We start from the raw sequence: 21,189 nt of genomic DNA, 5'->3' as shown, positions 1-21,189 counted from the left end.
AAATGATCCAACATCACTGGCAAATTGAAAACAGCTTGCACTGGAGTTTGGATGTTGCATTCAGAGAAGATGATAGTCGAATTCGTAAAGGACATTCAGCTGAAAATATGTCTTGAATTAGGCAGATAGCACTTAATATTCTTAAGCAAGATAATACTTATAAAATTGGAATAAAAAATAAGAGACTCTCTGCTGGTTGGGATCATGAATATTTAATGAAGCTAATTTGTTCGGTGTAAATTTATATGCGATTGCCCTGCTTGGGATACCATTATAGTCAACTGCTCACAAAGCTCTTCAAAGAGGGCATTGCCAGTAGAGTTAATAAGTTAAAAACGACAAACTTATACAAATTACTTCAGATGCAGCGAGTATATGCCATTGTTGACAATGAATACTCTTTTTATTACCGCACTCAAACTGGCGATGCCAAAGGCTTGAAACTCTCATCACTTGTCGATAAAGAATATTCTTTACTCTGTGCACTCAGCAAGCATAACATTTCACTGACAAACTTATTGCTCGAAGCAACCCATGCCATGATAGAAGATGGTGCTTTTGTTGGATTAACACACAAATATAGCAAAAAAGAATAAAAATATCATAATTATAACGGATAGCTATTATACTTTTCCAGTGAATCCAATTCGTACAAGCAAATATAGCCTAAAGAAAGTCCAAATAATCCATTTAGAAGTAGTGGCCATTACTGCACTATTCGTGTTTAGCTAGATTCTATACCCAATACGAATGGTTTTTAGGTGCGACCATCGAGTGACGAAGTCCCATGAGCCTATATTAATAGGTAATTGGGATGAGGAGTGAAGATAACAAAACCTAGAAATCATTCGTGAAGGGTATATAGTCAAAATGAAGGTTTTTTAGTGGTATTAGGGCCTGTTAAGCGCACAGCTTAAACAGTTCTAGGTGGGCAGAGTTTCACATTTATATACATCAAGTTTCATACTAGCTTGTAGAACAGTTAAAATAATGACATTCCATATGACTTCTATCATGTTTAAGGCGCTTTCTTAGCTAAAATGCTATCGTTATTTCGTACAAAACAAATTGATCCTCATAAGTGTTCATCACATGTCGAAATATCTTCATTTCCTGACTCTCACTCAAGTCTAAGGTGTGATAAAGGTCACTCTTATATGACATTTTTTATAAAGTCACTCATCATCAGTCTTATTGCATTAAATGTTAGCTCAGCACAAGCAAACCAAAATCAATTAATCGCTCACTCAAAAAAAATGCAACTTCGAATTTATGCTCTTGCAAAAGAAAATGCAGTATGGTGTGGTGAACAAGTGAATATACTGCTACAAGCTGAATCCCCTCATAGCTTTTCAGATGCCACAAAAGTTCAGCAGCTATCACAACGCTTAGGTATCCTGTTAAATACTAAAAAAGAAGAAAATGATCCTACTTTCTGTCCGGTAGTGAATATTGTCGTAATTACCGCCAAAAACCAAAAAGGCAAGACAGCTTTTATTGGACAAGCCTCTCGAAATAATAATTGGCAACTTGAGAAAAATATACAACCGACTCAAAAAGACCTGTTATCATTGGAGGTGGCAGACGAAACCTCAAGCCAGGAAACTAATCAAAATGGTAACTCGTGGAACCCGCCAAAGCACCAAGCAGAGTTATCCTACTATGGTGTAAAAGACTACGAAATTACCACCAAAGATCAACGTTGTAAAATTCGCCTCCCGCAATTACCACTAGGGAAAGATCCAAGATTACTTTATATTGAGTACACAGGTTTAAACTGTGACAGCAGACGCTTTGTTTATGGGCTAGGAAAAGTAACAACTCATCAAACTGACGGCTATATATTAAAACAGCTAAATGGTAAATTTGCGCATGGATTTCCAGTTGACCCTCAGCTAAATCTTGCACATTCCATATTCTTGCACCGCTTTCAACTTCAACAGCAGCAATTTCTCTCCTTTTACTTAGGTCATGATGCCAAGCTAGATGTTCATTTTATTGGTTTACTCACCATGAATAATGGCGTATGGCACTTTAATAAACGCCAAGTTATTGCTATAACAAGCTCATCAACTCAAAAAAATTCTATTCAACACCAAGAACTCTTTAGTGCAACCGAAAGCTTATTACGCAAAATAACAAGTAATGTCACCCCATTTGACCTATTAGTTGTAAATAAACTTACTTTTCCACTTGAAAATAATGAACATATTTTATTTCAAGTAACCGCCACACATGATAACGGTAAGTGGCTTGAAAAAAACTACTCAGAGGGGCTGGCTTCATCTGAAAGTACTGAGCGATCAGTTCAACCAAAACCTCCTGAAGGAGCAGTTTCTGCGTTAATTCGTCAAGATACCCAAATGTTGCGTAATGCTGACTTTGCTACTAGGCTCACTTATCTGTTCCCTAAAGCTGAACGGCTAGGCAATCCCCTAACTGCTGCAGCAACCTCCTTATTAGAGAAAAAACCTATTCCTGTCTTTAATTTAATTCATATTGACAGCATTGACTCTAAAAAAGCAACCACTAACTGGCCCTATTTAATGCACATCACTAATCACCCGAAACTAACTAAACCTGGTTGGTATTTAGTTTGGGCACAAGTTACCGGCAATACAAAATTACAAGCCAATAATAAATTTATAATTCCGCAATTAAAGATCAAAAGAGTAGAAAAATGTAAGCAAAAAAAATGTGCTGAATTTAACGACATAACTCAGCTTGTTTTAAAACGCTATAACATTGAAACTTGGCAGTAAAGCTTAAGGAGCTGTAATGAATCGCTTGGTAAAATTTACAGTTGTTACTGTTACAGTATTAAGCTTTATTTTAGGTGGCTGGTTCTATCTTCAAGTCAGTGCTGAAAAGCGCTTAATGGCTCAGCTTGAAAAGCTTCAACTGCTTGATGACTTTAAATATGATCACGTTTTTTATAACCCACTCACTCAAACAATGACTCTTTTTAGCCCAATAATTTCTTTTGAGGTTAAGGGCAAACCTCTTACTATTCGTGTTGATTCAGTTTCTACAACCCTAGCAACGATCCAAGAGCCTGAGGACTGGTATGAAGGAACACTCGTAATTGAAGGCTACAATGTTGATTTAATTAATCATTTGAACCTCTTATTCCCAACAGATCATCCTGCCCGTGACACCATAACAACACTTATTGCTATTGGCTACCAACACCACCCAGCATCCTTAGCAGTCGACTGGGAATATACACCCGAACTTGATAGTGTCGACATTCATTCCCAGCTCAAAATAGATTCTGTTGGTTTATTAGTCTCAGATATAACTTTAGATAGGCTTCGGCTTGCTCGAAAAGAACTTCAACAAATTGGAATATCAATCTTATCTGGAAACTCGAAACTATCTTATGATTTAAGTAATCAGCAACTAGGCAGTTTAAGAGTTCAACAGCTTGATTTACAGTTTGAAGACAGTGGTTTGCTATCACGTATTAAGGAGTGGCATAAGCTAACCTTACCTTTAAGTCCTGATACCGAACCTACATCGCTGATCAACCAAGTTCAAAATAACTATTGGTTACAAGACTTACAAAATCAAGGGCTTTCGAAAGCTGTTGCACAAGAATGGATAGATGCCTTTAGCAATTTTGTTGAAACAACAGGTATCTTAAAGATAAAGACACAAATTGAAAGGCCGGTAAGCTTAAGGACGCTGAGTAAGCAACATTCATGGCAAAATATTACCACAATGCTTAATCTTTCGATTGAGTCATAAAAAGCAATATAGTCTATTAAATTGCTTTAAATTAAAGCTGGAATCTAATTATTCGCAACGGTTAAACCGTGTAGTTTATATGGGGCAGAATAATAGTTTAATCAGTTTAATGCATTCAAACTGGTTAAACCTAGCATATAAAGAATTTATATCTCTAAAGCCCCATTAAGCATTTAGCTAACTTACGTCATGTTAGCCTTATAAATAGTTTGTCAAAAACAACCTACAGACGCCAAAAGCAATGCCTATTTATAATGCATTGCTATCACTTTCTGAGGCACTTAACATTCGCTTTTTCTTTACTATTATTTTTGGTTGAGAGATATTTCTTTCGACATTGTCACGACTGTAATCAGCTTTATCATAATAGTTATTATAATTTGACTGCTGATGCAACATATAAGGATGGCGTACTGTTTGCTTTATGGGAGCAGAACTGTTACGAGGTGAATCTGTTTGTTTATGTTTGTAAGACTTAACTCGACGGAAATAATCTTTAATATCCTTTTCGATTTCTTCTTTTCCCTCATAAATTTCCAATCGCTTTACAGGGACTTCATCTGGTGCAAAAATTTTTGTTTTTACATGAACCTTATTTTTATAGTATTCGGGTTCAAACTCAATCCTTATATCATCGCCAATACAAATGGCATGGCCTTTTTTAATTGTCAACTTTAACATGAAATGACTCTCATACTGCCTGCGAATAGTCCATTAAAATGATGTACTAACCAAGTTAGTTATTGGTTATAAAGTAAATTCTCTATCCCCTAGTAGATATACAAAATATCTACTTCTGCATAGACTCAGCTTATCATTTGTGAGTTAATACAATGTCTTCTTGACAACTCTCTCTTAATTTTTCAACCATAGATTATTCGTTAATGCCCAAACCATGGCTAAGCATTAGCTGAATAAAGCACTACTTGTATGGTGTTTACCATTCAGCCCCTGCGTATTATGGAAGTAAGGCTTTAACCCCCTCTTCAATCTATCCTTTAATCAGCTAGCACTTTTTAAACTGCGTCAGAGTAACGCTAAAGTGAACTAAATAAGCTGCAAGACTACCTTAAAACGGACTATCTGAGAGGCAACACTTCACAGTTTGGCTATTTGTTATAAGGAAATATGAACTCAATTAGCATTGTTTTGAATAAATCAGTGTTCACACATATAAACACAAAAAAATAGCTTGAAACACATCACAAAACTACATCCATAGAGAAAGTTTATATGCCTAAATGAGCATAGATCCATCATTTTCAGCCCCTCACTCAGGATCTGGTAATGTGACTAATTGCTTTTTTAGTAGAGCAATGCAGGAGCTATTGCCGAGGAGTATTTAACTGCCACCACAGTCACTTATTTGTATAAGCTCTGGTGGCTTCAGCACTTGACGGCCCAGCTAGCACTTTTAAACAACTATGGTTACTATCGCTAGCTCCAACAGACGAGACCAGATCAGACTAGCCCCGCTAAAAATCATTCGCTTTGAGTATAAAAGCTGTTACCAAGAAAACCTATTGACTCTTATTCTCTTCCTTATCTTTATCGATGCTTTTTTCAATTGTGGCTAAAATATGCTGAAGACGCTTCACATCACCACCTATTAATGCAATAACTAACTTTTCTTTTGGCCGATCTGCTCGTGTCACATACACATTAATTTCATTCAGTTGACTATCCATATCATATCGCCGTTGATAGGCATTGATATCTTCCTTTCTATAGATCACAGCATCCTTTAACCCCAAAGATTTTGTAAAAAATGCCAGACGGTATAAAAGTTTTTCATATTTATCACTTGGCTCTTTCTCAGGTTCTGTTTCTGTAAAAGCAATCTCATACTGCTTAATAGGATGATACTTGGGATCCTGCTTAATCTTTTCATCAGGTATCAATGAATGCTTAGTGCTATACGCACCGGCCTCCTCCTTAATCAGCAACAAAGTATAGTCTGAATACTTGACCTCAAGTTGCTGCCTCGATTTGTCATAGTCGCGCTTGATATAACCTTTGGGAATATCTAGAGAAAAAAGCTCCATATCAACTTTTTCTAAACCTTCATTTTTTTCTCCTGACCTTTTCCCACGCTCAGGCCAGTCCTGTGTTTTAACCTGCACATTACACCATTTATTTCCAGTGCAGGATTTCATGACCGGTGGAGGCTCTATTTCTTCAGCCATTGCATTAATAGCAGGAACATTTATAAACAAACTTACTGCAAGCAGTGTATATGTTGGGTATTTTACCATGAACTTTAAAGCCTGGATAAAGTGGGTAAATAGAGGGTAGTTACACAGTAACAGTCTATTGTAAAAGGCTGTTCCAATTACGGAGTTAGAATTTCTACCCAATGATGATTTAATATACTAAGGCCTATTTGTATTACGTGTTTTACAGAGACAACACAATAAAATACAAGTTTCAATATTTGCTAATAAGCACTATTTCAAAACAAATACTGATAAAAATTATTTTATTGTAAAAGGCAAATGTAGTGTATTAAACGCAGAGAGAAATGAGGATGCGGTTAGATGTACTTCTACATCTAACCTGGTGACAAAAATATTCAAAAGTGGAATTATTAGCCCTTTTGAAGCAGGCTACGCAACTGGATCAGAGCAGCATTTGCACGAGAAATATAGGACGCCATCACCAACGAGTGATTTGCTAAAAAGCCAAACCCACTTCCATTAAGAATTACTGGACTCCAAATAACTTCTTGAGTGGCTTCCAGCTCACGAATAATCTGTCTTAGGCTAATGACAGCTTTTTTCTTTTCTAAAATATCTGCAAAGTCTGTTTCAATCGCACGCAAAAAGTGTATTAAAGCCCATGCCGTGCCTCTGGCTTCAAAAAAGACATTATCAATCTCAAGCCATGGTGTTTTAACTTCTAATAACTCTTTCTTATAAGTTGATTGCTTTGCCCCAGGTTCACCTTCTAAGTCAGTGTTAAGCCGGTCTTTGCCAACACTTGCACTTAACCGTTGGGATAAACTACCTAAACGAGTTTCAACATCAGCCAACCAATCTCGCAAGTTATCTGCACGGGCGTAAAATTGAGCATTTTGATCCTTTGGATCAGCTAACCGCTGAAGGTACTTATCAAGCTTTTTAAGACCTTTTTTATACTCCTTTTCAGAAGACGGTAGCATAAAACTTCGATGATCAAATGAAAATTGTGGCTCAGCAATCGCCAAGTCCTTGTCTTCAACCGATTGTGACTGTGACCGACTGAAAGATTTCCGCATAGCCCTGGATAGGTCACGAACTTGTACTAAAACCCCAAACTCCCAGCTTGGCATATTGTCCATCAAAACACTGGGTGGCATAACATCGTTTGACAAAAAGCCACCTGATTTATTTAAAAGCGTTTCTGTCACATGTTTAAGAGTGTAAGTTGTTACATAGCCGGTAACCACCTGATTACCTTCTTGTTTTGCATAGTCTTTTGCCACTGTATCAACATCAAATAAATCTGGCTCAGCGTTCCAGATAAAACCTAAAATAACAATGGGCAAGACTAGCACGACTCCAACAATTCCGATGGCTTTTCCTAAACGTCCTTTTCCGAGAATCCTGAACTTTTCACCCAACGTGAAAAGCACATCCTTTATGCTGTCAAGTACCATAATTTCTCTCTAATTTAGTAATCAATTTTCAGAATTATACTGTGCACAACTTGCTTTACGAGTTTTTACTGGAAGACAATTTAATTTGAACTTTAGGCTGCTTACCCGCCTGCTGTTGTACAGTAAATCGCTGTTCATTAGCATTAACATCTAACTGCTTCAATATCCACTGACTATCTGCATCAGTAGGGCTTACCAAAAGTACCTCTTGTACACCGTCTGCAAGGTATTTTCTAATAGACGCTAAGTGATGCACAATAATTGGTGAGCGAGCTTGTAGCAGATCTACATCCAGATAAAACTGCAATTTTCCTTTTGACTGCAGAGACATAACTTCATTTGCAAGTGTTTGTAATAATTTATGATCCTTATCGACTGACTGAGCTCTTAACAATAAAATTTGTGCTTTTGCGAGTTTTTTTTGCTCAACTGCATAACGGATCATATTTTTGTAACGCTTAACGATACGCTCAATTCCGAGTTGTGCTTCAATACTATCCGGCTGTTGCTCTAAAACCTCTTGGTAATAACTTAAGGCATTGTCAGTTTTTGGGGTTGTCAGTCGCCGTTCTTTAAAAGCATCTTCTGCCTCTAGCAATAACCAGGCAATACGTGACTGCATACGTTTATGCTTCGTATCATTCTGAACCATTTCCTGAGTAGATTGGGGATCGTTAGCGGGAAGTGTCTGATGCTTACAACCTGCTATACCCACAGTAAGAAACAATCCCAATAAAATAGGGATCAAACAACGTTGTTTATGAATATTCTCCATTAACACGCCTTTTATCATAACAGTGGCTTTCGGGCAGTATTTGAGGTTAGAGTAACATAATGCATGTGCGACCAGTTGAGTCAATCCATCTTATAACCTATAACTATCAAGACAAAGCAGTAAAAACTTCACTAGTTTGTTGAGCTAGACGCGCACATGGTGATCAAATAATGTCATTTAATATGGGCTGTCCGTTGTATCATGACCGAGCAAGTTTCTAAAGAATCAATACAAAAGTCTACCGCTCGGCTAAAGGATCATTTTGCTCAACGCGTTACTAATAGGGCGCGCCAGGTTATTGAATGTTGGCACCGAATAAATACCGACCACTGGACTAAGCAGTGGTTAGAGGAGTTTAATCGAGCGAATGAGAAGCTTTTGAAGTACGCTAAACGATTTGATCAGGAAAAACATGCTCAAATCGCAGAACAGATCGCGGATATTCTACAAAATTTTGACAGTAACAGTATCCCTAATAGTGATACAATTCGTAAACTCAATAACCTGATTTCCACACTCAGCTACACAGCCCTTCGTAAAGGCGACTCTAACGCCAAACCTACATCAATTCCGTCAACGAAACCTGTCTATATTGGCCTAAACCATCCCAGCCTTGCTGGAAAATTACTGAAACAAATGGATTACTTTGGGATTCGAGCCAAAGCATTTTTTGCCCCCAGAGACTTTTTGAATGCATATCATGCCCGCCACCCTGCCGTTATTGTCATGGATGTTGATTTCGGCCGACAGCGTCATGCCGGTATTGATTTGATTAAGAAGATTCAGGCAGAGCGCGACAGCCCTTTCCCTGTTTTGTTTTATAGTCATGATATTGATGATATTCGAACGCGGTTAGAAGCAACTCGGGCTTTTGGTTGTGAGTTTTATACCCGAGGGCTTGAAATTGGTCATATCATTGATCGTATTGAACAACTAACACGTGTTGTTGTTCAGGACCCTTACCGTGTATTGATCGTTGACGATTCAAAAGCTCAAGCTTATTTCACACAAAATACACTGAACAAAGCCGGCATTATCACAGAAGTCATCACGAAGCCTTTGGAAGTCCTGGATGCACTAGAAAAATTCGATGCAGACTTGATGATTCTTGATATGTATATGCCTGAATGTAATGGGATGGAGTTAGCTAAAGTCATTCGCCAGCAGGAAAAGTACGTTAGCATCCCCATTATTTATCTCTCCGCTGAAGCTGATGTAGACAAGCAATTAATTGCCATGAGTGAGGGGGGGGATGACTTTTTGACCAAACCGATTAAACCTCACCACTTAATATCTACGGTTAGAAACCGTGGCGAGCGGGCCAGAGCTTTGCTATCAAGAATGATACGGGATAGCTTGACTGGGCTTTATAACCACACTTATACATTGCAACAGCTGCAAAATGAAATCCTGCGCTCTGAGGAAAACCAAACACCACTCGCCTTTGCCATGATTGATATAGACCACTTTAAGAGTGTGAATGACACCTATGGCCACCCAATGGGTGACAGGGTGATCAAAAGCCTCGCCTTATTTCTTAAACAGCGCCTGCGGAAAACAGATACAGTGGGACGTTATGGTGGTGAGGAGTTCGCCGTCATCCTCCCCAACACCCAGCAAGAAAATGCCATTGCACTGCTTAATGATATTCGCTCGCACTTTGCTCAGCTGCGTCAACCTGCTCACCCAGAAGACCTCCAGGTTACATTTAGCTGTGGAATAGCGATGCTCACTGAAGACAACAATGAAATGTTATCCTCTCAAGCAGACCAGGCACTTTATGACGCGAAGCATGCTGGCCGTAACTGTGTCCGGATTTATACCCCTCCGAAAGAGAAGGGATCACCTAAAAAACCCGCTGCTTCAGCCTCCTAATCATCCCACTCACACACTACACATTCCCCTTGCAAGTTTTTTATATTTTAATCGGTCATTTAATAAGCTGAGCAGCCACTCGTTTACTTCCTGCTAATACTGTAAAGCTTTTACCCACGCGTTTATGCTAATCTATGCGACATCAGGAACTCAGCTAAAGGTCTAAAGTCAAACCCTCAAACATTTATGGTGACGGAACCCTATAATCAATGAAAAAAAGCCCTTCCCTCCTACAGCTTGCTTCATTATTACTTCTATTAGGATTATTGAGTCCACTCACATACAGTGAAGGCTTATTTGACCGCTCACCTTTTAACAATAATGCCCTCAGTTCTATCGAAGACAGTGAGTTTCTTCCTGTTGAAGAAGCCTTTCAGGTGCAAGGCTATATTGAAGACGGTACGGCTTACTTAACCTTTAAAGTCACACCAGAACATTATCTTTATAAAGGCAGGTTCCGCTTTAGGATTGAAGATGCAGGAATTACCAGTAGCAACCCGGTTATTCCTTCTGGAAAGATCAAGTTTGACCCATTCCAGCAAAAAGATGTAGAGGTGTTTGAGCACGATGTTACAGTCAAGCTTCCCTTAAATCAGCAAACTGATCTGCTTTCTATGGCAGCAACATTCCAAGGCTGTGCTGAAAAGGGACTGTGTTATCCCCCACACACCATTAACTTAGCATTAACTCCCCAGCGCCCAACAGGAAGTACACCAACAGCAACATCCTCGCAACCTTTAAATACTGCTACAACATCAACCTTGGCTGTTTCTAGCAAAACGGTTATTCCTGCAACCACTTCACCCATCAGCAGTAACACAACACTTGAAGCAACCTATACTGAACTCCTTAGCTCAGGTAACTGGCTATGGATCATTCTCATGTTTGTCATTGCAGGCTTAGGCCTGAGCTTCACCCCCTGCGTATTTCCCATGATGCCTATCCTTTCAAGTATTATTGTCGGCGAGCATCAACGTGGCCAGTTATCTCAAAGCCAGTCTATTACCCTAAGCTTATGCTTTGTTCTTGGTATGGCCATTACTTACACCATTGTTGGTTCTCTAATGGGCTTGCTAGGTGCAGATTACAATCTTCAAGCCCAATTCCAGTCTCCCTGGCTACTCATTCCTTTTGCGATCCTTTTTGTTCTCTTGGCGTTTGCAATGTTTGGCTTTTATGAACTTCAGCTGCCCCAGTTTTTAAGAGATAGAATTGACCGCATTATGAGTAAGCAGCAAGGAGGGAGCTATCTTAGTGCGGGTGTTATGGGCATCTTCTCTAGCTTATTGGTATCACCTTGTGTATCTGCCCCCTTAATTGGAATTTTGTTATTCATTTCACAAACAGGCGATGCCACATTAGGTGCTGTCAGCTTATTTAGCTTAAGCATTGGTATGGGAATTCCTTTACTTCTCATTGGAGCAGGAGGAGCCAAGTTACTCCCCAAAGCCGGTAACTGGATGAATGCAGTTAAATCCGTTTTTGGCGTCCTGTTGCTGGGAGTCGCCATATGGTTACTGGAAAGGTTAATACCAGGCCCACTCACACTAATGCTGTGGGCTGCATTACTCATCTGTAGTGCAATTTACCTCGGTGCGCTTAACTTTACACCTAAGACCCAGTGGCGTGCTTTTTTTCAAGGACTAGGTATTATTTTGCTGATTTATGGCTCCACACTGATTATTGGTGCAGCCCAAGGAAACCATGATCCACTAAGGCCCCTAGCCACTGCCTCTGGCCCTATTAAATCTCAACGCGCTGATTTCACAACAGTAACAACTACCCAACAACTAACGAATGTTATTGCCCAGGCCAGCGTGCAAAAAAAACCTGTTTTAGTTGATATTTACGCTGACTGGTGTATTTCCTGTAAAGTCATTGAGCGAGACGTCCTTACGAAACCAGAGGTTAATACACTATTAAGTCAGTTTATGCTGGTCAAAGCCGATATTACTGATAATACGCCTGACCATAGCTCACTATTAAAAGAATATGGCCTGTTTGGTCCTCCTGCCCTGCTTTTTTTTGATCAACAAGGCAATGAACTCTCCTCTCTACGCTTACAAGGCGATATTACTGCCCAATCCTTAAAAGATCGTCTAACTTCAGTGCTTAATTGACGACAATTAGGGTCAAATTCAGTAGAAAGTAAACAACGGTAGCTAACGTGTTGCTATTTATTAACCATCTTACGGGAAAATATATAAACTGGCTTTTATCATGGCGGTAACGTGCAGTAACAGACGATAACTGGACAGTTCTTTTTCTTTCAGGCAGAATCTGCGCCTTATCATTATCGTCAGCAAGTTCATTGTAAGTCTGAACAGTTAAGGTTACACAACTGCTGTCAACAACCATGTAATGACACGTTCTTGTGTAAATCTTTAACCAAGAATGCTGGCTAACTAAACAGGCCAGTTTTTAAGGGCTTACAGACCCACACAAAGGTAACACACTCTAAACCCCTCAGTTTACTTCTTCTGGGGATAACCAAGATAATTTGGGGGCTCTCTTTAATATGGCAACCATTCTTGTTCTCCATGGACCTAACCTAAATTTGCTGGGCAAAAGAGAACCCACAATTTATGGGTCAACGACACTTGACGATATAAACCAGACACTGACAACACAGGCTCTGGAACATGGCCACCACTTGCAAGCAATGCAGAGTAATGCTGAGTATGAATTAATTGACCGTATTCATGATGCGGCTAATGAGGGCATTCATTTCATCATTATCAATCCTGCGGCATTTACGCATACGAGTGTCGCATTACGCGATGCATTATTAGGGGTCAATATTCCATTTATTGAAGTTCATCTATCCAATATTCACCAGAGAGAAACTTTTCGACATCAGTCTTATTTTTCTGATGTTGCTCAAGGGGTGATATGTGGATTAGGTGCACAAGGTTACGAACTGGCTTTGCTTGCAGCAATCCGCCATATAGAAAACCTTGCACTTGACTAAATTTCTAGCTTGAAGAGAGCACGAACTATGGATATTAGAAAAGTCAAAAAACTCATTGAGTTACTGGAAGAATCCGGTATCGACGAACTGGAAATAAAAGAAGGTGAAGAGTCCGTGCGGATCAGCCGTCACTCTAATCCAGCACCTGTAGCTCCTGCTTATGCTGCTGCCCACTTACAGCCAACAATGCCAATGGCAACTGCCTCTGCTACCGCTGTTCCCGCCGCAGAAGCTAAGCCAGCAGAAGACAAGCCTGAAAAGCCAGCACTTAATGGCCATACGGTTCACTCACCCATGGTTGGTACTTTTTATCGCGCTCCTTCTCCCAGCTCTCCTGCTTTTATAGAGGTTGGACAACATGTCAAAGTGGGTGATGTGTTGTGTATTGTTGAAGCAATGAAAATGATGAATCAAATAGAGGCAGACAAAACCGGCACCGTAGAAGCCATTTTGGTTGAAAATGGTCAGCCTGTTGAGTTTGACCAGCCTCTGGTGACAATCGTCTAAGCATTTAATGCTTTCAACACAACTAACAACGCAGGATCAACATCATGTTGGAAAAAGTGCTAATTGCCAACCGTGGTGAAATTGCACTACGGATTCTGCGCGCCTGTAAAGAACTCGGCATAAAAACCGTCGCAGTTCACTCCAAGGCCGACGAATCCTTAATGCATGTTCGGTTAGCTGATGAGACAGTATGTATCGGTCCGAATAACCCAATTGATAGCTACTTGAACATTCCCGCTATTATCAGTGCCGCAGAAGTGACTGATGCTGTTGCCATTCACCCCGGTTATGGCTTCTTAGCGGAAAATGCAGATTTTGCAGAACAAGTTGAAAAGAGTGGCTTTAAGTTCATTGGTCCATCTGCTGATGTCATTCGCCTGATGGGGGATAAAGTATCCGCTATCAAAGCCATGCAAAAAGCAGGAGTACCTACTGTTCCTGGATCTAATGGTCCACTTACTGAAGATAAAGAGCGCACTGTACGCATCGCCCGGGAAATTGGCTACCCAGTTATCGTCAAAGCATCAGGTGGTGGTGGCGGTCGTGGAATGCGCGTTGTTCACAGTGAAGCTCACCTGTTAAATGCTGTCAGTGTGACACAGTCCGAAGCCCTCGCCGCTTTTGGCAATGACATGGTTTACTTAGAGAAATACTTAGAAAGACCTCGCCATGTTGAAATCCAAGTCTTAGCAGATGGCCAGGGGAGCGCGATACATCTTGGTGACAGAGACTGTTCTCTACAAAGACGACACCAAAAAGTCATTGAAGAAGCGCCTGCACCAGGCATCCCTGATGACTTACGCAATGATATTGCTATGCGCTGCGTAAAAGCTTGTGTTGATATTGGCTACCGAGGCGCAGGCACCTTTGAATTTTTATATCAGGATGGCCAGTTCTATTTTATTGAAATGAACACTCGGGTTCAGGTTGAACATCCAGTATCAGAAATTGTGACTGGTGTTGATATTGTTAAAGAGCAACTCAAAATCGCTAGTGGCGAGCCTTTATCACTACGCCAGGAAGACATCACAATTAGTGGCCATGCTATTGAGTGTCGTATTAACGCAGAAGACCCAAAAACATTTATGCCTTCTCCTGGACCTGTGAAGCACTTCCATGCACCAGGTGGCTATGGCATTCGAGTTGATTCACACCTTTACACAGGTTATACGGTCCCCCCCTATTATGACTCACTCATTGCTAAGCTAATCGCTTACGGTGGAGATCGCGAAGAAGCCATCAGAAGAATGCGAAATGCGTTGGATGAACTCGTTGTTCACGGTATACGGACCAACACACCTTTGCATATGGAGCTAATGCGAGACAGCAATTTCGCAGCGGGTGGCGTCAATATCCACTATCTAGAGCAGAAACTTTCTCGTTAAATGAAAAGATCTCCCCTCTCTTAGTAGAGGCTAGATACTTAAGACTGGAATAACAGGCTATCAGCCTGTTGTTCCTGCCTCTTTACTTACCATAAAATTATCCTTACCCTGCCCGGCAAAATCACAAACTAAGGTTGCTCGTATGTCTTGGGTACAAATAAAGCTAGAAGTTAACCCCAAAATGGTTGACGAACTTGAAGACCAGTTACTGGCGCTTGGTGCTTGCTCAGTAACTTATGAAGACGCCCAAGACAAACCTGTTTATGAGCCAGAACTTGGTACTACACCATTATGGGAGAAAACTGTTCTTATTGGCCTTTTTACAGCAAACACGCCAATGGAGCTTGTAACAGCGAGCTTGGAAAATTACTTTTCTCCTGAGCCACTTCCCCCCTCCCGTATAGAAATTGTCGAAGATAAAGACTGGGAAAGAGAGTGGATGGGACAATACCACCCAATGCAATTTGGTGAGCGCTTATGGATCTGTCCCAGCTGGTTAGAGCCTCCTCAACCAAACGCAGTTAACCTTCGACTTGATCCTGGTTTAGCATTTGGCACAGGGACCCACCCAACAACAGCAATGTGTCTAACCTGGCTAGATGCCCAAAATCTTAATAAGCTCGACGTTATTGACTATGGTTGTGGCTCTGGAATTCTTGCCATCGCTTCGCTCTTGCTTGGAGCAAAACAAGCAATTGCCATCGATAACGACCCACAAGCCTTACAGGCTACGGCAGATAACGCTCAGCGTAATCACATAAACCCTGAGCAGTTACATGTTTATCTTCCTGAGGACTTTTCTAATACGACAACCGACGTATTAGTGGCTAATATTTTAGCAAAACCATTAATTGATTTGGCACCAAAACTTGCACCACTTGTCAAAACCGATGGTTTAATTGCGTTATCTGGTATTTTAATGGAACAAGCGGATCAAGTTATTGCAGCCTATGCACCTTGGTTTTCGCTAGATTACTTCAAAACCCAGGATGGTTGGGTTTGTCTGGCTGGACGAAAAATAGCCACACATTAATAGGTATAACACTGTCAGGCTTATAGATAAGCAGGTTCCACAGAGCTTTGAAAGAAGTCGAAGGTAAACAATACCGTGGCTGATTTATATTTTTTTAGTACTTTTAGCAAGACGTTTTTTTAACTTTGATGATCTGTGGTTAGGGCTACATGCATCTATGGTGAGTACTTGGGTAACCCGCTGCCCCCAGTGCGGAACCTCTTTCCGCCTTACAAAAAGTCAATTGAATGCTGCCAATGGCTCAGTACGCTGTGGCTCATGCATGCATGTATTTTTAGCTACTAATTACCTAATTCCAGATAATCAGACGACACTTGCAGGGTATTCAGAAAAATCATCATCGCCCAATACTCGCTTTGATCAGGGTTTACAATGCTCTTTTGACGTTGAAGATGATTTATTAGAGTTTGCAGAACCTTCAACAACACAAGCTGAAGAGGCTACGCCTCCTGACGCATCCCCTGCATCATCACCAACCTTAGGAGAAGACTCATTCCAAGAGGTAGATGAATCCTGGGCGCTCGCTTTATTAGCTGAGCTGGAGCAAGAAGAAGAACTGGAAGAAGCTCGAGTTAAAAAATCTCAAGAGAAGAATAATATACGCCCGAATTATTCACCTAGCCCCCAAATAAAACCTATTGAGACTGAAGAAAAAGCATCTTCTCCAGCCCCGTTTATTGCAACAACAAAAGTTCAGCCAACGTCTCAACCTGCCATTAAAACCGAAGAACCACCTGTCAAACAGGAAAAAAACGATAGTAAAAGTAAAGAGACAGCAGCTGATCACCAGCGACAAACCATTAAGCCCCTACCTTTACAGGCATCATCAATACAGCCTATCGAAGCACAACAACAGTTAGAAGATCAGCCTAGCAGCACAAGAGTCGGTGACAGCTCAAGTGCAGTAGCTTCAGAAAGGGCAGCAGATAGCGAACAAATAAATCAGCACTCAGCACCTCCCAAACCAATACCCTCTAGCGCGCTCAAAGCAACTGAAGTAAACAGCCAAGTACAAGCAAAATCAAACTTATCTGAAGGCCAAACAGCAGATGGCACCTCTCCTGCGGCAACTTTAAAGTGGGTAAGTACCTTCAGTAAAAAAACTTCAGCCCAGACAGAAAGCAAGCATGACAATGTAGAACAAACACTCGATGAGCCAATTACATCAACACCTACAACAGAGCCAAAGGAAAAAGCTGCTCGTCCTGCTAAGCAAACCAAGCCTGTTAAGCGCACCAAGACATTGTTGCCAGATGAAGAAGATGAGCCTGTTATAGAGGATATCGAACAGCCCGCAGCAACAGAGACAGATGCTGAAAATTCTTTTTTGCTTAATGAACTGGCATCAGACCCCTTGGAGCTTGTTCTTCCCGAAAAACGAAACTGGTGGAAAATAACGGCCTGGATGGTTGCAAACATTATTCTAGTCGCTGGACTTATAATCCAGTATGGCTGGTTTAAATTTGATACGCTGGCACAAGATGAACGCTACCGTCCTTACTACACCAAAGCCTGCCAGTATGTTGGATGTAAGCTGCCCACTCGAATCGATATCAACAAAATTAAAGGTAATGAGCTTTTAGTTAGAAGTCACCCACGTTACCCAAATGCACTTTTAATCGATGCAATTATTTTTAACCAAGCGAACTTTGCTCAACCCTTTCCAACAATTAAACTCACTTTTTCTGATATCAATGATAACGTAATTGCATCACGTGGATTTAAACCCTCAGACTATCTTGCAGGTGAGTTAGCAGGCTCAAAAGAAATGCCTGCACGAGTGCCCATTCATTTATCTTTTGAAATTGTTGACCCAGGTCCAAACGCAGTTAATTATCACATGACGTTCTTAAAGCACAAATAACCCTCAATCAGTTGCTATTTCTTCATGCCACTAAGTTGAAGCTGTTGCATAAGTGCTCTCAATTTAACCAGTTTTTTAGTGAATTTTGCTTTATAAGAAAAACACAACAGAGTATGATAGCGACCCCCCACGTTATCGGTGGTATCCTGAACAGCAACTGTAGTTGTCGAAACTTTAGCCAAATCTAGTTTCTCGACCATGTGAAGTGTATTCACCAGTTTCACCCATTGATGAGATTGGTAAGGCCCGTGTTTCAAATAGGCTCTTATAAAATAACCGTACCCGTTATTCTTGCTCCTATGGCAGGGGTGACTGATCGACCCTTTCGCCAATTATGTAAGCAGTTAGGGGCAGGGCTTGTCGTCTCTGAAATGGTGACAGCTAATACCAAGCTATGGAACAGTCGTAAATCCAAGCTAAGGCTGGATCATGAAGGAGAAGCTGAACCCCGTGCAGTTCAAATTGCCGGAGGCGATCCTGACATGATGGCTACTGCAGCCCGTCTTAATCAGGAAAATGGTGCTCAGATCATTGATATCAACATGGGGTGTCCAGCCAAAAAAGTCTGTAACAAAGCAGCCGGATCAGCATTACTGAAAGATGAAGTATTAGTTCGCGATATACTTACTGCTGTCGTCAAGTCAGTCGATGTGCCTGTTACATTAAAAATTCGTACTGGATGGAGCCCAGAGCACCGCAATGGGGTAACTATTGCCAAAATCGCTGAGGATTGTGGTGTCCAAGCTTTGGCCGTTCATGGCCGAACAAGAGCTTGTGGCTACAAAGGTGAAGCAGAATACGATACCATCGCGACCATCAAACAGTCTGTAAGTATTCCTGTGTTTGCCAACGGTGATATTTGCTCACCGGAAAAAGCAAAAGCCGTACTAGAGTATACCGAAGCTGATGCAGTAATGATTGGTCGTGCAGCTCAAGGACGACCCTGGATTTTCCAAGAAATATCACATTACCTGCAAACAGGCTCACTCTTAGCACCGCCGAGTCTACATGATGTTGCAGCAATACTGCTTAATCATCTGAACCACCTATATACGTTCTATGGCGACTATATGGGCATACGTATTGCACGTAAGCATGTAGGTTGGTATCTGAGGGCGCATGCAAGTGGCAATAAGTTCCGCCAGCATTTTAACCAGCTGGAAACCACAGCCGCTCAGCGCGCAAGCGTTCAGGAGTACTTTGAACGTTTACTTAATGGAGAGGACATTGCGGCATGACTGCATCTGAAATTATAATGAAAGAACATACTTCCGCGACTGATAACTCGCTTCTGCGCCAGCATTTAACCAGTCCGGTTGAGCAACAGTCGCAGACACTGCGGGATAGCGTAGAAAAGTCTCTGGCGAATTATTTTGCCCACTTGGATGGCCAGGAAGTAACTGATGTATACCAGATGGTGCTTTCTGAAGTTGAAGCCCCCTTGCTGGAAGTGGTCATGGCCCACGTTAATGGCAACCAAACCAAAGCATCTGCTATTTTGGGCCTGAATCGAGGGACACTTCGTAAAAAGTTAAAACAGTATGGATTACTGTGATAGCAACAAACGACAAAAGGCGGATAACAATCCGCCTTTTTTGTTTCTGCCAGTAAAATAAAAAAAGCAGCCAGTATTATGCACCCTCATTTAACAGCTCAGGTTTCTTCATCGTCCATCAGCGTTTAATAAATAACCTAAGCTTGCAGAATGAATTTATTTGTGGTCATTGATTGAAAACCAATTTAGGGCGCTTGCTATGGCAAATAACCTCCAATCCAAACCAGTTCAGTGTGCACTAATTAGTGTATCGGATAAAACAGGTATCGTAGAGTTTGCTCAACAACTTCAACAACGTGGTGTTAATATCCTATCAACAGGAGGCACTTTTCGTTTGTTGCAAGATCAGGGAGTCCAAGTTCAAGAAGTTGCCGACTACACTGGATTTCCAGAAATAATGAGTGGCCGGGTAAAAACATTACACCCCAAAATACATGGTGGCATACTTGCTCGCCGAGGTATTGATGATGAAACCATGCGCCAATATGCCATCACAGCGATAGACTTAGTGGTTGTCAACTTATACCCCTTTCAGAAAACGATTGCCCAGCCAGATTGTGACTATCAAACTGCCATTGAAAACATTGATATTGGTGGTCCCACTATGGTGCGAGCGGCCGCTAAAAACCACCAGGATGTGACTGTCGTTGTCAAGCCAGAAGCCTACTCATCTGTTATTGATGCTATGGATAATATGCAAGGTATCCCATTCTCAATGCGCCAAAAACTGGCATTACAGGCATTTCAACATACCTCCGCCTATGATCAAGCTATCGCAAACTATCTAAGTGATGTCATCTCTACTGCAGATAATACCCAACAGATCAGTGACAAATTTCCCGACACATTATGTATGACTTTTTCAAAAAGCTTCGATTTGCGTTACGGTGAAAATCCTCATCAAAAAGCAGCATTCTACAAAGAAGTGAGTAACAGTAGAGCAACACCTGAACCATCCCTAGCAACAGCCTCCCAACTTCAAGGTAAGGCCCTTTCCTATAATAATATTGCAGATGCGGATGCTGCCCTCGCATGTGTAAAAAACTTTCAAGAACCCGCATGCGTCATTGTTAAACACGCCAACCCTTGCGGTGTGGCTATTGCTGACACTCTGTTAGAAGCATATCAACGAGCTTATACTACTGACCCAACCTCTGCATTTGGTGGCATTATCGCGTTCAATCAGGAAGTAAACAGTGACGTTATTGATGCTATTCTGGCTCAACAGTTTGTCGAAGTTATTATTGCGCCTTCATTTACCCAGGCAGCAACAGAAGCTTTAAGTAATAAGCCCAATATTCGTGCCCTAAATTGTGGTATGTGGTCGTCGGCACCTTCACCCTACTTGCACTACCAACGCGTTGAAGGCGGACTTCTGGTTCAAGATGCAGATCTTAGTGTAATAGCCCAACCCAATATTTCTTGCGTAACAGATCGCCAGCCATCGCCCCAAGAAATGCAAGATCTGCTTTTTGCCTGGCAAGTAGTGAAATATGTTAAATCTAATGCCATCGTTTACGCTCGGAAGCAGCAAACCATAGGCATTGGCGCAGGACAGATGAGCCGCGTCTATAGTGCTAAAATTGCAGGCATCAAAGCAGCCGATGAAAATCTTGTGGTCAAAGGTTCTGTTATGGCGTCAGATGCCTTCTTTCCTTTCAGGGACGGTATTGATGCTGCCGCTGCTGCAGGCATAACAGCTGTTATTCAGCCTGGCGGCTCCATGCGTGACGCGGAAGTGATCGCTGCAGCCAATGAGGCAGGTATTGCAATGGTATTTACGGGTATCAGACATTTCCGTCACTAACACATACCAAAATTGAGTAGCCAATAAACC

General features: G+C 41.3%; 18 protein-coding genes and 1 pseudogene. 14 read left to right on the top strand and 5 right to left on the bottom strand.

Annotated elements, in window-relative coordinates; all coding sequences use genetic code 11:
• The 4 genes and pseudogenes from F607_RS35395 to F607_RS0103410 form a co-directional block, all read left to right on the top strand.
• Positions 1–239, top strand: a pseudogene (locus F607_RS35395) (ISAs1 family transposase); the annotation flags it as partial.
• A gap of 6 nt (positions 240–245) precedes the next feature.
• Positions 246–596 carry a hypothetical protein gene (locus F607_RS0103420; protein WP_027706931.1) on the top strand — a complete coding sequence of 117 codons (351 nt, stop codon included), beginning with the start codon at positions 246–248 and terminating at the stop codon, positions 594–596.
• A 561-nt stretch (positions 597–1,157) separates the two neighbouring features.
• Positions 1,158–2,762 carry a hypothetical protein gene (locus tag F607_RS0103415; RefSeq protein WP_027706930.1) on the top strand — a complete coding sequence of 535 codons (1,605 nt, stop codon included), beginning with the start codon at positions 1,158–1,160 and terminating at the stop codon, positions 2,760–2,762.
• Between the two features lie 16 nt (positions 2,763–2,778).
• The gene (locus F607_RS0103410; RefSeq protein WP_027706929.1) at positions 2,779–3,750 is read left to right on the top strand and encodes a hypothetical protein; all 972 of its coding nucleotides are present in this window, start codon (positions 2,779–2,781) and stop codon (positions 3,748–3,750) included.
• 249 nt (positions 3,751–3,999) lie between these two features.
• On the opposite strand, the gene F607_RS0103405 is transcribed toward F607_RS0103410, so the two are convergent.
• The 4 genes from F607_RS0103405 to F607_RS0103390 all read right to left on the bottom strand — a co-directional run bounded on the left by F607_RS0103405 (position 4,000) and on the right by F607_RS0103390 (position 8,162).
• Complete coding sequence (locus F607_RS0103405; protein ID WP_027706928.1) at positions 4,000–4,431, bottom strand: carbon storage regulator; 432 nt, start codon at positions 4,429–4,431, stop codon at positions 4,000–4,002.
• A gap of 839 nt (positions 4,432–5,270) precedes the next feature.
• A complete protein-coding gene (locus F607_RS0103400) occupies positions 5,271–6,005 on the bottom strand; it encodes a hypothetical protein (protein WP_027706927.1) in 735 nt (244 codons plus the stop codon).
• Positions 6,006–6,337: 332 nt separating this feature from the next.
• A complete protein-coding gene (locus F607_RS0103395; protein WP_027706926.1) occupies positions 6,338–7,387 on the bottom strand; it encodes a DUF2333 family protein in 1,050 nt (349 codons plus the stop codon).
• 55 nt (positions 7,388–7,442) lie between these two features.
• On the bottom strand, positions 7,443–8,162 hold the full coding sequence (locus F607_RS0103390; RefSeq protein ID WP_027706925.1) for a hypothetical protein: 720 nt from the start codon (positions 8,160–8,162) through the stop codon (positions 7,443–7,445).
• Positions 8,163–8,363: 201 nt separating this feature from the next.
• On the opposite strand from F607_RS0103390, the gene F607_RS27985 reads away from it, so the two are divergent.
• The 7 genes from F607_RS27985 to F607_RS32495 all read left to right on the top strand — a co-directional run bounded on the left by F607_RS27985 (position 8,364) and on the right by F607_RS32495 (position 17,797).
• Positions 8,364–10,037: a diguanylate cyclase gene (locus tag F607_RS27985; protein ID WP_051310806.1), complete on the top strand. Its 1,674-nt coding sequence runs from the start codon at positions 8,364–8,366 to the stop codon at positions 10,035–10,037.
• Positions 10,038–10,246: 209 nt separating this feature from the next.
• Positions 10,247–12,157 (top strand): protein-disulfide reductase DsbD, encoded by a 1,911-nt coding sequence (gene dsbD / locus F607_RS0103380; protein ID WP_027706924.1) that lies wholly within the window; start codon positions 10,247–10,249, stop codon positions 12,155–12,157.
• A gap of 398 nt (positions 12,158–12,555) precedes the next feature.
• Positions 12,556–13,008, top strand: a complete 453-nt coding sequence (aroQ, locus tag F607_RS0103370) for a type II 3-dehydroquinate dehydratase (protein ID WP_027706922.1) — start codon at positions 12,556–12,558, stop codon at positions 13,006–13,008.
• 27 nt (positions 13,009–13,035) lie between these two features.
• Entirely contained in the window at positions 13,036–13,515 is a 480-nt protein-coding gene (gene accB / locus F607_RS0103365) for an acetyl-CoA carboxylase biotin carboxyl carrier protein (protein ID WP_027706921.1), read from the top strand.
• 44 nt (positions 13,516–13,559) lie between these two features.
• Entirely contained in the window at positions 13,560–14,900 is a 1,341-nt protein-coding gene (accC, locus tag F607_RS0103360) for an acetyl-CoA carboxylase biotin carboxylase subunit (protein ID WP_027706920.1), read from the top strand.
• 142 nt (positions 14,901–15,042) lie between these two features.
• The gene (gene prmA, locus F607_RS0103355) at positions 15,043–15,933 is read left to right on the top strand and encodes a 50S ribosomal protein L11 methyltransferase (RefSeq protein WP_027706919.1); all 891 of its coding nucleotides are present in this window, start codon (positions 15,043–15,045) and stop codon (positions 15,931–15,933) included.
• A 157-nt stretch (positions 15,934–16,090) separates the two neighbouring features.
• The gene (locus tag F607_RS32495; RefSeq protein ID WP_051310804.1) at positions 16,091–17,797 is read left to right on the top strand and encodes a DUF3426 domain-containing protein; all 1,707 of its coding nucleotides are present in this window, start codon (positions 16,091–16,093) and stop codon (positions 17,795–17,797) included.
• A 14-nt stretch (positions 17,798–17,811) separates the two neighbouring features.
• On the opposite strand, the gene F607_RS27975 is transcribed toward F607_RS32495, so the two are convergent.
• Positions 17,812–18,012: a hypothetical protein gene (locus tag F607_RS27975; protein WP_157365369.1), complete on the bottom strand. Its 201-nt coding sequence runs from the start codon at positions 18,010–18,012 to the stop codon at positions 17,812–17,814.
• Positions 18,013–18,045: 33 nt separating this feature from the next.
• Between F607_RS27975 and dusB the strand changes: the two genes are divergently transcribed.
• From dusB to purH, 3 genes are all read left to right on the top strand, one after another.
• The gene (gene dusB / locus F607_RS0103340; protein WP_027706917.1) at positions 18,046–19,035 is read left to right on the top strand and encodes a tRNA dihydrouridine synthase DusB; all 990 of its coding nucleotides are present in this window, start codon (positions 18,046–18,048) and stop codon (positions 19,033–19,035) included.
• Positions 19,032–19,352, top strand: a complete 321-nt coding sequence (gene fis / locus F607_RS0103335; protein ID WP_027706916.1) for a DNA-binding transcriptional regulator Fis — start codon at positions 19,032–19,034, stop codon at positions 19,350–19,352. The genes dusB and fis overlap by 4 nt, the downstream gene beginning before the upstream one ends.
• Before the next feature lie 199 nt (positions 19,353–19,551).
• Positions 19,552–21,159 carry a bifunctional phosphoribosylaminoimidazolecarboxamide formyltransferase/IMP cyclohydrolase gene (gene purH, locus F607_RS0103330; protein WP_027706915.1) on the top strand — a complete coding sequence of 536 codons (1,608 nt, stop codon included), beginning with the start codon at positions 19,552–19,554 and terminating at the stop codon, positions 21,157–21,159.
• Positions 21,160–21,189 lie beyond the last annotated feature (30 nt).

Source organism: Zooshikella ganghwensis DSM 15267 (assembly GCF_000428585.1).
Lineage (GTDB): Bacteria > Pseudomonadota > Gammaproteobacteria > Pseudomonadales > Zooshikellaceae > Zooshikella > Zooshikella ganghwensis.
Note: the sequence above shows the minus strand (reverse complement) of the source record. Positions and strands in the feature narration are given on the sequence as shown.

What these genes read in the sequence shown, in the direction of transcription:
- F607_RS0103395 (WP_027706926.1), bottom strand. Translation starts at nt 7,387, where the DNA reads ATGGTACTTGACAGCATAAAGGATGTGCTTTTCACGTTGGGTGAAAAG.
- dsbD (WP_027706924.1), top strand. Translation starts at nt 10,247, where the DNA reads ATGAAAAAAAGCCCTTCCCTCCTACAGCTTGCTTCATTATTACTTCTA.
- accB (WP_027706921.1), top strand. Translation starts at nt 13,036, where the DNA reads ATGGATATTAGAAAAGTCAAAAAACTCATTGAGTTACTGGAAGAATCC.
- accC (WP_027706920.1), top strand. Translation starts at nt 13,560, where the DNA reads ATGTTGGAAAAAGTGCTAATTGCCAACCGTGGTGAAATTGCACTACGG.
- F607_RS0103415 (WP_027706930.1), top strand. Translation starts at nt 1,158, where the DNA reads ATGACATTTTTTATAAAGTCACTCATCATCAGTCTTATTGCATTAAAT.
- F607_RS0103405 (WP_027706928.1), bottom strand. Translation starts at nt 4,431, where the DNA reads ATGTTAAAGTTGACAATTAAAAAAGGCCATGCCATTTGTATTGGCGAT.
- aroQ (WP_027706922.1), top strand. Translation starts at nt 12,556, where the DNA reads ATGGCAACCATTCTTGTTCTCCATGGACCTAACCTAAATTTGCTGGGC.
- F607_RS0103400 (WP_027706927.1), bottom strand. Translation starts at nt 6,005, where the DNA reads ATGGTAAAATACCCAACATATACACTGCTTGCAGTAAGTTTGTTTATA.
- F607_RS0103410 (WP_027706929.1), top strand. Translation starts at nt 2,779, where the DNA reads ATGAATCGCTTGGTAAAATTTACAGTTGTTACTGTTACAGTATTAAGC.
- F607_RS32495 (WP_051310804.1), top strand. Translation starts at nt 16,091, where the DNA reads ATGGTGAGTACTTGGGTAACCCGCTGCCCCCAGTGCGGAACCTCTTTC.
- F607_RS0103420 (WP_027706931.1), top strand. Translation starts at nt 246, where the DNA reads ATGCGATTGCCCTGCTTGGGATACCATTATAGTCAACTGCTCACAAAG.
- purH (WP_027706915.1), top strand. Translation starts at nt 19,552, where the DNA reads ATGGCAAATAACCTCCAATCCAAACCAGTTCAGTGTGCACTAATTAGT.
- prmA (WP_027706919.1), top strand. Translation starts at nt 15,043, where the DNA reads ATGTCTTGGGTACAAATAAAGCTAGAAGTTAACCCCAAAATGGTTGAC.
- fis (WP_027706916.1), top strand. Translation starts at nt 19,032, where the DNA reads ATGACTGCATCTGAAATTATAATGAAAGAACATACTTCCGCGACTGAT.
- F607_RS27985 (WP_051310806.1), top strand. Translation starts at nt 8,364, where the DNA reads ATGACCGAGCAAGTTTCTAAAGAATCAATACAAAAGTCTACCGCTCGG.
- F607_RS0103390 (WP_027706925.1), bottom strand. Translation starts at nt 8,162, where the DNA reads ATGGAGAATATTCATAAACAACGTTGTTTGATCCCTATTTTATTGGGA.